Annotated in this window: 10 protein-coding genes; 2 read left to right on the forward strand and 8 right to left on the reverse strand. The window is 35.1% G+C overall.

Features of this window, described 5'->3' with window-relative positions; all coding sequences use genetic code 11:
- Positions 1–77: 77 nt before the first annotated feature.
- Entirely contained in the window at positions 78–2348 is a 2271-nt protein-coding gene (locus tag EMN46_RS20310; protein WP_154201665.1) for an NADP-dependent malic enzyme, read from the reverse strand.
- 779 nt (positions 2349–3127) lie between these two features.
- On the opposite strand from EMN46_RS20310, the gene EMN46_RS15170 reads away from it, so the two are divergent.
- The gene (locus EMN46_RS15170; protein ID WP_154201666.1) at positions 3128–3757 is read left to right on the forward strand and encodes a peroxiredoxin; all 630 of its coding nucleotides are present in this window, start codon (positions 3128–3130) and stop codon (positions 3755–3757) included.
- 144 nt (positions 3758–3901) lie between these two features.
- The gene (locus EMN46_RS15175) at positions 3902–4297 is read left to right on the forward strand and encodes a desulfoferrodoxin family protein (RefSeq protein ID WP_154201667.1); all 396 of its coding nucleotides are present in this window, start codon (positions 3902–3904) and stop codon (positions 4295–4297) included.
- An 860-nt stretch (positions 4298–5157) separates the two neighbouring features.
- Here the strand turns inward: EMN46_RS15175 and EMN46_RS15180 are convergent.
- From EMN46_RS15180 to rfbA, 7 genes are all read right to left on the reverse strand, one after another.
- Complete coding sequence (locus tag EMN46_RS15180) at positions 5158–6279, reverse strand: mannose-1-phosphate guanylyltransferase (protein WP_154201668.1); 1122 nt, start codon at positions 6277–6279, stop codon at positions 5158–5160.
- 393 nt (positions 6280–6672) lie between these two features.
- On the reverse strand, positions 6673–7719 hold the full coding sequence (gene rfbB / locus EMN46_RS15185; RefSeq protein WP_154201669.1) for a dTDP-glucose 4,6-dehydratase: 1047 nt from the start codon (positions 7717–7719) through the stop codon (positions 6673–6675).
- Between the two features lie 994 nt (positions 7720–8713).
- Positions 8714–9583: a dTDP-4-dehydrorhamnose reductase gene (gene rfbD, locus EMN46_RS15190; RefSeq protein WP_154201670.1), complete on the reverse strand. Its 870-nt coding sequence runs from the start codon at positions 9581–9583 to the stop codon at positions 8714–8716.
- A 154-nt stretch (positions 9584–9737) separates the two neighbouring features.
- Positions 9738–10121: a GxxExxY protein gene (locus EMN46_RS15195; RefSeq protein WP_154201671.1), complete on the reverse strand. Its 384-nt coding sequence runs from the start codon at positions 10119–10121 to the stop codon at positions 9738–9740.
- Between the two features lie 52 nt (positions 10122–10173).
- Positions 10174–10722 carry a dTDP-4-dehydrorhamnose 3,5-epimerase gene (gene rfbC / locus EMN46_RS15200; protein WP_154201672.1) on the reverse strand — a complete coding sequence of 183 codons (549 nt, stop codon included), beginning with the start codon at positions 10720–10722 and terminating at the stop codon, positions 10174–10176.
- A 100-nt stretch (positions 10723–10822) separates the two neighbouring features.
- The gene (locus tag EMN46_RS15205; RefSeq protein ID WP_154201673.1) at positions 10823–11206 is read right to left on the reverse strand and encodes a GxxExxY protein; all 384 of its coding nucleotides are present in this window, start codon (positions 11204–11206) and stop codon (positions 10823–10825) included.
- A 62-nt stretch (positions 11207–11268) separates the two neighbouring features.
- Positions 11269–12144: a glucose-1-phosphate thymidylyltransferase RfbA gene (gene rfbA, locus EMN46_RS15210; RefSeq protein WP_154201674.1), complete on the reverse strand. Its 876-nt coding sequence runs from the start codon at positions 12142–12144 to the stop codon at positions 11269–11271.
- Positions 12145–12610 lie beyond the last annotated feature (466 nt).

Raw genomic sequence — 12610 nt, forward strand, 5'->3', positions numbered from 1 at the left:
AACAAATTGAAACAAACTCATTTTTAAAAAATAAATAGCATCAACACATTCATTAATTAAAAATGACTCATTGATAATTATCTTTGAATTTTTTGCGAATCAACAACTGCAATAGCTGTCATATTAGTCAATTCACGAACAGTACAACCCATTGGTACAACAAGGAATGGTTTTGCAGCACCTAAAATAATTGGACCGATATTCTCAGAACCACCAAAATCTTGCATCAATTTGTAAGCGATATTTCCAGAACTCAAGTTAGGGAATATCAAGGTATTTACATTTTTCCCTTTAAGCTTATTGAATGGGAAATTAGCATCACGCAACTTTTTATCCATTGCAAAGTTCAATAACATCTCACCATCAACAATTAAATCAGGATGATTCTCATGTAAATAATCAACGGTATTATGAACTCTCTCAGGACTTCCTTTTTTCACAGCGCCAAAGTTTGAATAAGACAACATGGCCATTACTGGCTCTTGCCCAAATTTCTTAACGGCACTAGCTGTAATTAAGGTTGTATCAATCAAAGACTCCATACTAGGCTCAGAATTTATTGTTGTATCTGCAAAGAAAAGAGGACCTTTCTTAGTCATCACAATATTCATCCCCACAAGGGTTTTCATACCTTCTTTTTTGCCAATAACTTTCTCGGCAATATGAAGTGTTTCGAAATAACGAGTTGCATATCCTGAGATAAATGCATCAGCATCACCAGCCGCAACCATTGCAGCACCAAAATAATTACGATCAAACATCTGTTCAAGAGCCTCTTTGTAAACTAGACCACTACGTCCATGTTTCGTACAAAGCATCTCAGCATAACGTATTCTTCTTTCGCGCTCATCATCCGAACGAATATCTATAATTTCAGCACCTTCAAGATCAAGATCATTTTCTTTAACTAGAGCCTTGATATTTTTGCTGTTACCCAATAAAATTGGCGTGGCAATACCTTCGTGTAAAACAATCTGAGCCGCCTTAAGAATATTAAAGTTATTTGCTTCAGGATAAACAATACGCTTAGGACATTTCTTAGCTTTATTAAATATCGTATGTAACAATTCGTTTTCAGTACCTAATCGTACCTTCAACTCACTAGCATACACATCCCAATCCATATCTGTTTTACGTGCAACACCCGACTCTACAGCCGCTTTTGCTACGGCAACAGACACACAAGATACCATTCTAGGATCCAATGCTTTAGGAATAATATAATACTTACCAAAAGTAATATTAGCTTCGTTATAAGCAGTATGTACCGACTCAGGAACAGGCTCTTTAGCTAATGCAGCAATAGCATAAACCGAAGCAATCTTCATTTCTTCGTTAATTGCAGTTGCTCTTACATCGAGTGCCCCACGGAAAATATATGGAAATCCTAATACATTATTAATCTGATTAGGATAATCAGAACGACCAGTTGCTACAATAATATCGTCTCTAACTGACATCGCGTCATCATATCCAATTTCAGGATCTGGGTTGGCTAAAGCAAAAACAACAGGATTAGGAGCCATACTAGCTACCATTTCTTTAGTCATTGCACCACCAACAGATAGACCTAAAAACACATCACAATCAACCACAGCCTCAGCTAAAGTTGATATATCACGTTGTGTAATAAATTGTTTTTTCTGTTCGTTTAAACCAGTACGCTTAGCATTGATAACACCACGGCTATCACACATTACAACATTCTCTGGTTTTACACCCAATGAAATATAAAGCTTAGTACAAGAAACAGCTGCAGCACCTGCACCATTTACAACCACCTTAATATCTTCAATTTTCTTATGACCTATCTCTATTGCATTCAATAAACCAGCTGACGAAATAATAGCTGTACCATGCTGATCATCATGCATTACAGGAATATCAAGCTCTTCCTTTAATCTCCTTTCAATCTCAAAACACTCAGGAGCTTTAATATCCTCAAGGTTAATTCCACCAAAAGTTGGTGCAATCAACTTAACGGTTTCTACAAATTTATCGATATCTGTAGTATCCAATTCAATATCGAAAACATCGATATCAGAAAAAATCTTAAATAAAAGGCCTTTACCTTCCATAACTGGTTTTCCAGCTAAAGCACCTATATTTCCAAGGCCTAAAACTGCGGTACCATTAGAAATAACAGCTACAAGATTTCCTTTATCTGTGTAACGATATGCATCCTCAGGATTTTTCTGGATTTCTAGACAAGGCTCAGCTACTCCTGGGCTATAAGCTAAGGATAAATCACGTTGAGTTCTGTAAGGCTTAGTTGGTATAACCTCAATTTTTCCAGGTTTACCTTCGGAATGGTAATTTAATGCGTCAGTTGACTTCTGTTTCGACATAGTTTTATTGTGTATGTTGTATATTGCTCAATTAGTGAGCGTTTTGTGTTTTTAATTAAATAAATATTAATAAATGAGTACCTTACCACGAGCTAATCTTTCTCACTCATGAACTTTACGTACGGCAAAACACTCATCATAGATCATAAACCAAACTCAGTTTTTCACTTCATTACTTTTTAAAAAAGTACCCCATTAAATTATAGTGGGCAGAAAAGTCTTAATTTTCATTTATAAATTTTAAAAATCAATTATGAAACATATGAAGTAAAACTAAATGAACATAATGATTTAAAGCTCTCAACTTTTATATATTTGTAACGTTTCCGTAAAATCTAAAATATCTGAAAATAATTTATTTTTACTTAAACAAAAAAAGACTTTCATCATATTACTATTTTTATACACGTCGTTTTAAATACGATAAAACACACGCATTAAAGCATTTAAAACGCAATTATTTGGAAATAAGCAGTTAAAGTTATGCTCAATAAAATCCAGAAAATTCATGTCTAAAAACATCTAAGAATGCCTAGTCTCACAAATATTTTGCAAACTTACATAAAAAACAGTAAATACAAATACCATTTTCAGAATGATTTTGAATTTGAGGCTTCTAAATTTTGACCTTTTCAAAAAATAAAAAATGAAACAAACATTACATTTCTCTATATGCACATAAAGATTATTGATTAATTTTATTTGGCTATTAGAGTCTCTCTATATACATTTGTAATTGTAAACAATAACAGAATAAGAAATCTTAAAATCTAAATAACATGCAATCATTAATCGGAAGAAAAGCGCCAGTATTTCAAGCAAGCGCAGTATTAAACGGAAACCAAATTACTGAAGGTTTCTCACTAGAACAATTTGTAGGTAAAAAAGAAGTAGTTTTCTTCTTCTACCCTCTCGACTTTACTTTTGTTTGTCCAACAGAGCTTATTGCTTTTCAAGATAAACTTGCTGAGTTCGAAAAACGTAACGTAGCAGTCGTTGGCTGTTCTGTCGATTCTGAATTTTCACACTTCGCATGGTTAAACACTGAAAGAAATAAAGGTGGTATTAAAGGTGTTACCTTTCCATTAGTTGCAGATTTATCTAAAACTATTTCAGAAAACTATGGTGTATTGGCTTCAGATTACGATTACGATGAAGAAGGTAATGCAACTTCAACAGGAACTCCTGTAGCTTACCGTGGCTTATTCCTTATCGACAAAAGAGGTGTTGTTCGTCATTCGGTAATTAACGACCTTCCATTGGGAAGAAGTGTAGATGAAGCAATACGTATGGTTGACGCCTTACAACATTTCGAGGAAAACGGAGAAGTTTGTCCTGCCAACTGGAATAAGGGTGAAAAAGCAATGCAAGCAACACAAGAGGGTGTTTCGGAATACCTTAGTAAATAAAAGGACACTCTAGAGCGATAAAAAAAACGGTAGTCATATCGTTGAAATCAAAACAACAATAAGAACAATTCAAGGGAATACGATTTTATTCTTTAGCTATTAAATGTAATAAAATCGTATCTCTATTATACAGGAAACAGTACTATGAAGATTAACAGATACCAAGATATAACAACAATCAAAGGAGAAGGAAAAAAAGATTACATCGATCGTCATTCAGCATTTATCCATTGCGAAGATTCAGCAAAAGCTGGTGAAAAATTCGTAGTGAAAGTAAAAGTTGGTGATGCCTATCCTCACCCTGATGATTTTGATCATTATATTGCTTGGGTACAACTTTGGGATGGTGAAAATATGTTAGCTCAAGCCAACTTCTCTTGTGGCGCTCTTGGTAACACGCCAAATCAAGCTGAGGTCGATTTTTATATCGTACCTAGTAAAAACATGAAACTAACTGCTGCAGCTTACTGTACTAAGCACGGCCTTTGGCATTCTGATGAGAAAATTGTTGAAGTAGAAAAAGTGGCTGTAGAAGCCTAGTTTTCTATCAAAACATAAAAATAACCCAGCTGTATTTAATTACGGCTGGGCTTTTTTATAGCATAACATTGAACCGAAAAAAGGGCGAGGAAAAGGCGAAAGGGAGAAAGTGTCTAAAGGTCTTAATAGTCGAACAGTCTTAAGGTCGGAGAAAGATCATTCAGTTATCCATTGTCACTGTATACCTGTCTCAGCGAGGAGGTACAACGTGACTATCTCATTATAAAAGAGCAGTTGTCAGTTTTCGTAAAGCAATGACTAATTAATCATTAAGCACTAATAGACTTAGTCTTACTAAGTAAATTAAAACCACAAACGCCACAAGTTTAATCGATGAAAATACATACCTGTCATAGTGAGGAGGTACGACGTGACTATCTCATTATAAAAGAGCAGTTGTCAGTTTTCGTAAAGCAATGACTAATTAACCATTAAGCACTAATGGACTTAGTCTTACTAAGTAAATTAAAACCACAAACTTCACAAGTTTAATCGATGAAAATACATACCTGTCATAGTGAGGAGGTACGACGTGACTATCTCATTATAAAATAGCAGTTGTCAGTTTTCGTAAAGCAATGACTAATTAACCATTAAGCACTAATGGACTTAGTCTTACTAAGTAAATTAAAACCACAAACGCCACAAGTTTAATCGATGAAAATACATACCTGTCATAGTGAGGAGGTACGACGTGACTATCTCATTATAAAATAGCAGTTGTCAGTTTTCGTAAAGCAATGACTAATTAACCATTAAGCACTAATAGACTTAGTCTTACTAAGTAAATTAAAACCACAAACTTCACAAGTTTAATCTGCGAAGTTTGTGGTTGTTTTTTTAATTAGAAGCTTAGTGCGTTATTTAAGAACGGCAGCACGGAATTCTTTAATACGCTGCTCTTCCTCTTTTTTACAGATTAACAAAACATCATTATCCTCCACAACAATATAATCATCTAAACCTTGAATAACTACTTTTTTATCCTTAGGCATGTTTACAATACAATTGCTTGATTCAAAAACATGAACTTCCTCACCAACAACTGTATTTCCTTGCTCGTTACGGTCACGTTTTTCCCAAAGCGATCCCCAGGTTCCCAAATCAGACCATCCAAAATCAGCTGGTAACACATAAATATTATCAGCCTTTTCCATCACACCATAGTCAATGGATATATTCATACAAATTGGAAACATCTCATCGATGAAAGCCTGTTCGTTATCCGTATTATAAACAGGTTCTCCCTTTGCAAATAAAGATGCTACTTCAGGTAAATCATTTTCAAATGCCTTAAGAATACTCTTAAGAGACCACAAGAAAATTCCGGAATTCCAGAAATAGTTTCCCTCTGACAAATATGCTTTTGCCGTTTCCAAATTTGGCTTCTCTTTAAAAGCTTTTACAGTTATCGGTTGTCCGTTATCAGTTGCCGGTTTTCTGTTTTCATTACTAATTCCTTCCCGATAATTATCGGGATCGTAATTCGTAATTGTATCTGCTTGAATATATCCATAACCAGTTTCAGGACGATGTGGCTTAATTCCCAAGGTTAAAAGAGTTTCATTATTCCCAGTAAACTCTAAACCATTTTCAATAATGCGAATAAACTCCGCCTCATTGGTAATTAAATGATCCGATGGAGCCACGACCATATTCGCATCGGGATTTAATCCTTTTATTTTATAGGCAGCATAAGCGATGCACGGTGCTGTATTTCGCATGCAAGGTTCTAACAAAATATTGCTTTCCAACAATTCAGGACATTGCTTTTGTACCAAAGTTTTGTATTTGGCAGAAGTTACAATTAGAATATTCTCTGCAGGAGCTACTGTTCTAAAGCGAGCTACAGTTTGTTGAAGAAGTGTTTTACCAATCCCCAAAACATCTAAAAACTGTTTGGGTTTTTCTTCTATACTCATTGGCCAAAATCGGGAACCAACTCCCCCAGCCATAATAACGATGTAATTATTATTGTTCATAGTTATATTTTATAGTTTGATTGTCTAAGAGTTCAAAGGTAAAAAATCAAATACTTTTTTTACGTAGATACTTCATTAAGTTAGAAATTGCACCTGTATATAAAACCGTACGAATCTTATTAGTTAAAATATAAACATAATAGGTACAGTATGCCATAGCTTTTTATTTATGTTATTGCGAGGAAGTATAACGAAGCAATCTGTTAATCGTTGTGTCCCCCTCCATCTATGGATTAGCACTACTGTGCTTGAACAGATTGCCGCGACCTCCTACGTCGGTCTCGCAACGACAGTTGTTATTGGTTAACTAATCATTGGTCATTTCGGGTGTACGGAAAGATTGCCACAACCTCATTCTTCGGCTTCGCAATGACAAGTCTAAAAAAAGATGTACTACTTATACATCTCCTTATAATACTTCTCATACTCTCCACTGGTAATATTATCCATCCATTCTTTATTTTCAAGGTACCACTTTACCGTTTTTTCGATGCCTTCTTCAAATTGAAGAGATGGCTCCCAGCCCAATTCATTCTTTAGTTTGGTAGAATCAATGGCATAACGCAAATCATGACCTGCACGATCGGTAACATAGGTAATCAGTTTTTCGGATTCTCCTTCTTCCCTGCCCAACAAACGATCAACCGTTTTAATCATGACCTTGATCAAATCGATATTTGTCCATTCGTTAAAGCCACCAATATTATAAGTATCACCATGCTTTCCCTTATGGAAAATGACATCAATGGCTCTAGCATGATCATCAACATATAACCAATCGCGAATATTATCTCCCTTACCATAAACAGGTAATGGTTTGTTGTTACAGATATTGTTGATAAAAAGAGGAATCAATTTTTCTGGAAACTGAAATGATCCATAGTTATTTGAGCAATTTGAAATGACGGTTGGTAAGCCATAAGTATCGTGGAAAGCACGCACAAAATGATCTGATGATGCTTTTGATGCCGAATAGGGAGAATGAGGATCGTAAGCTGTAGTTTCAAGAAAGAAACCTTCTTTGCCCAATGAACCATAAACCTCGTCGGTTGATACATGGTAAAACAATTTGTCTTCGAAATTACCATCCCAAGCATGTTTTGCTGCTTGTAATAACGACAAGGTGCCCATTACATTGGTTTGAGCAAATGAAAAGGGGTCTTTTATGGAGCGATCAACATGAGACTCAGCAGCCAAATGAATAACGCTTTCAATCTGATAATCTTCAAACACTTTCTGAACTTTTTCAAAATCACAAATATCACATTTCACGAATTCGTAATTTTCTTTGTCTTCAATATCTTTCAGATTAACTAAATTCCCTGCATAAGTCAACACATCCATATTAACAATTCTGTATTCGGGATATTTATTGACTAATAAACGAACAAGGTGAGAACCAATAAATCCGGCACCGCCGGTGACTAGTATATTCTTCATTATTTTTCTTTTAAAATTACTAATTACGCTAATTTAATAAAAAGAATTACGCGAATTAAGGCAAATTGCATGAATGTTTGATTGATCATTCTTCGATATCTCTGGCTTCATTTTACTTTCTCCTCCTTCCTTTTAAGGAAGAATACCCGAGTGAGCGAGGGTGAGGTGGTTTCTTATTCCTTTATTTATTTTATTCAGGTATACGAAGAGATTGCCACGTCGTACCGCCTCGCTACAGTCCCGATACCCATCGGGATTGCGAGATTTCAGAAGGTCATGACAAATGCAAAAAAAATCAAAGTAAATAGGGTTAAGTTCTTTTACACTTTAACCTTAAATTTCCTTTACCCTTTCCTTCCTTTTCATTTTGGATTTTCCTTTCCGTCGCATAGAATCTATTTTGCATTTAATGAGATTTGCTCGTGCGACGATTGGCAAGGTGCTTTATTCATAACCCAGGGTGGCATTCGCTTCGCTTATTTACCCTGGGCTATAATATGTTTGCCCTTCAGGCAAATAAATAAATCATGAACCATCCCGTTATATATCAGAATGAGAATGACGTGCAACGATTCCTGCCTTTACACTTTAAACTTGAATTTCCTTTACCCTTTCCTTCCTTTTCATTTTGGATTTTCCTTTCCGTCGCATAGAATCTATTTTGCATTTAATGAGATTTGCGCGTGCGACGATTTACAAGGTGCGTTATTCATAACCCAGGGTGGCATTCGCTTCGCTTATTTACCCTGGGCTATAATATGTTTGCCCTTCAGGCAAATAAATGTCTTGCTCCTGTAGATATTTTATCTGCAGGTTTTGAGTTGGAGATCTGTGATCTCTTTTCCTGATTGGTACATGTATTGATTTTTGTAGTAATTGTTCTATAGTTAGTTTGCGTTTCCTTCCTTTAGCCTTTATCCTTTAATCACGCCTGAGGTGGACATCGTTTTACTCAGCCTTATTTCTTTACCTTTTTCACTTTAAACTTTATCCTTTAACCTTTACTCTTTAACCTTAATATACATTCTTTCAAAGAATCTCGCCAATAAGGAATCTCAATGCCAAAATCGTCTTTAATCTTCGATTTATCCATAACTGAATAAGCAGGACGCCGAGCTAGTGTTGGGTAATCTTTAGTCTCTATTGGATTCACACGACAATCTACTTTTCCCATTTCCATAATAGCTTTTGAAAAATCATACCAGGAAACAGCGCCTTCATTTGAGTAATGATATAGTTTACCTTTACCATTAATTTTTTCCTTTCTAGATAAAATTCCCAGGCATGTTTGTGCCAAATCTCTAGCATAGGTTGGTGTTCCCACTTGATCGAAAACCACGCCTATCTCATCTCTCTGGTTACCTAAAAGCAACATAGTCTTCATAAAATTGTGTCCAAATATCGAATACAACCACGATGTTCGAATGATGATAGATTCCGATTCAGAATTGAGAACATACTCCTCCCCAAAACGTTTAGTCTTGCCATACACACCAATTGGTGACACTTCAAAATCTTCAACATAAGGAATATGACCATTCCCATCAAAAACACAATCTGTAGAAATATGAATCAACTTCAAATTCTGCTCTTCAGCTACTGACACCAAATTACCAACAGCAGTAGCATTCACTAATTCTGCAGCTTTATAATGAGTTTCAGCCTTATCTACAGCAGTATAAGCCGCACAATTGATGATGCCATCAATTTGATTCTTACTTACGAACTCAAACACATTCGCTTTATTACAAATATCCAATTCTGACCGCCCTGCAAAAACGAACTCCAAATTTGAATACAATTCGGCTAGTCCTTTTATTTCTGAGCCCAACTGCCCATTGGCTCCTGTTACTAATATCTTCATGCAAATAAAATTTCAAGGGATACTATATAAAAAACAAATTTCAACCACTAATTATCACTAATGAACACTAATTTTCAAAAAGATAAACGACATCGTGTTCACAAGGTCAATTAACACTTTCCGATAATTATCGAGAATAACACTATTTAAATCTCTAAAGTACAACTCTTTTATATTCGAGGCTTCTCGCTCCAAAATTAACTAGTAAGCCAACTTTTTTATTGGTGGCTTTCATATAATTCATTATCTGTGCCATATGATTACCATCTAGTGATTTCACTACTTTAAGTTCAACGATTATTTCATCATAACACAAAAAATCTGCGTAATACTTCTTATCCAATATTATCCCTTTATAATTTATTTGTATTTGACATTCTCTTATATAATCAACATCTGCCTTAACAAACTCTATTTCTAAAGCTTCTTGGTAAACAGCCTCAAGAAAACCTGAACCTAGTTCTCTATGAACTAACATACATAAACCAACAATATCATAACACGCTTGCTTGAAAGTATTATCGTCTTCCGTTTTCATAATTATAAAATTAGTGAAAATAAGTGCTAATTAGTGGTTAAATAATCTGCAATCAAAAAGGATTTTCAGTCTTAGCTAATGTCTTCAAAGCCTTATCCTTCGCCGACAATTGCACATCTTCCAAAGCAATTTGCCAGTCAACAGCGATTTCTTCGTCGTTCCAAATGATACCCGAATCGTGATCAGGTGCGTACCAGTTATCAACTTTATAAGCAAATGTCGCTTTTTCACTCAAAACGACAAAACCGTGCGCAAATCCTCGTGGCATAAACAACTGACGTTTGTTTTCACCTGTTAGGTTCACTGCAACATACTTTTTATAGGTCGCAGAATCTTTTCGAAGATCGACGACCACATCCAATACTTCGCCATCAATGCAACGGACCAATTTGGCTTGATTGAAAGGAGGTTTCTGAAAATGTAAACCACGTAGTACACCTCTTGAGGACTTGGACTCGTTATCCTGCACAAAATTTACTTTTCCAATATGGTATTCAAATTCCTTCTGATTGAAAGATTCAAAAAAATAGCCTCTATCGTCTCCAAATACTTTTGGTTCGATGATGATAACATCAGGTATTTCTGTTTTTATATAATTCATTTTTCAAAAAATTAAACCACTAATTATCACTAATGAACACTAATTTTCAAAAAGATAAACTACATCGTGTTCGCAAGATCAATTAACATTATTTAAATCTCTAAAGTACAACTCTTTTATATTCGAGACTTCTCGCTCCAAAATTAACTAGTAAGCCAACTTTTTTATTGGTAGCTTTCATATAATTCATTATCTGTGCCATATGATTACCATCTAGTGATTTTACAACTTTAAGTTCAACGATTATCTCATTATGACACAAAAAATCTGCGTAATACTTTTTGTCCAATATAATCCCTTTATAATTTATTTGTATTTGACATTCTCTTACATAATCCTTATCTGCTTTAACAAGCTCAATTTCTAGAGCTTCTTGATAAACAGCCTCCAAAAAACCTGAACCTAATTCTCGATGAACTAACATACATAAACCAACAATGTCATAACACTCTTGCTTGAAAGTATTATCTTCTTCAGTTTTCATAATTATAAAATTAGTGATAATTAGTGTAAATTAGTGGTTAAGAATAAGAGGTTATAGACTGTTTATTCTGCGATTAACTTAAGTAAATATTCACCATAACCACTTTTACTAAGAGGTTCTGCGAGTTTTCTGAGCTGATCGGCATTTATATATCCCTTGTTATAAGCAATCTCTTCCAAACAAGCAATCTTTAAACCTTGGCGAGTTTCAACCGTTTCGATAAACTGACTAGCATCTAATAAAGACTTATGTGTTCCCGTATCTAACCAAGCGAATCCTCGACCCATCAGTTCCACTTTCAGCTTACCCTTATTAAGATAATGTTGATTTACCGAAGTGATCTCCAGCTCCCCACGTGCCGAAGGCTTCATCGCCTTAGCTACTTGAATCACATCATTGGTATAAAAATACAAGCCGATTACAGCATAGTTGGATAAGGGATGCTCTGGTTTCTCAATAATAGAAGTCACATTACCTTCCCCATCAAAACCTGCAACTCCATATCGTTCCGGATCATTCACATAATAACCAAAAACAGTAGAATGACCATCTTTTTCCACATTACTTCTGGCTTCAGCTAACAGTTCTGTAAAACCATGTCCATAAAAAATATTATCACCTAATACCAAACACACATCATCGTCACCAATAAATTCTTCACCTATAATAAACGCTTGTGCCAAACCATCAGGACTAGGCTGCTCCTTATAGGATAGTTTTAGTCCCAAATCTTCTCCAGTACCCAATAATTTAATGAAATTAGGTAGATCCTCAGGTGTTGAAATAATAAGAATTTCATGAATACTCGCAAGCATTAAAACCGATAACGGATAATAAATCATTGGTTTATCGTAAATAGGTAGTAATTGCATAGATACACCTTTAGTTATTGGATATAGACGGGTACCCGAACCGCCTGCTAATATAATTCCCTTCATAATAAAAATAGCTTGCTTATGTTTGAAACAAATATAGTTTAAAGTAAGGAAAGGTTAAAGGTTAAAGGAAGTAAAGTTGTCGGTTATCAATACATACCTGTCATAGCGAGGAGGTACGACGTGGCTATCTCATTATAAAAGAGATATTGTCAGTTATCCATTAAAAAAAGGAAAAACCGCAGATGGATTTTGTCATGCTCAATAATATGCTTAAAATATAAAAAAACTTATAATCGACTTCAGAAAGATTGCCGCGGCTTCGTTCCTCTGCCTCGCAATGACAGCTATTGATTGTCTTGACCTTCGGAGATCTCGCAATCCCGAAAGCTTTCCCTTAGGTTTGCATAGCCAAGGTTACTGTTACTGATTTTGTATTTTAGTAGTGGTTAACCAGTCTGTAGAAGTAAACTAGCGATAGCTTAAGGCGTATAACCTATGTCCCGAATTAGACTTCTACCGACATGGC

Source organism: Ancylomarina sp. 16SWW S1-10-2, from assembly GCF_009669305.1.
In the GTDB taxonomy this organism is placed as follows: Bacteria; Bacteroidota; Bacteroidia; order Bacteroidales; family Marinifilaceae; genus Ancylomarina.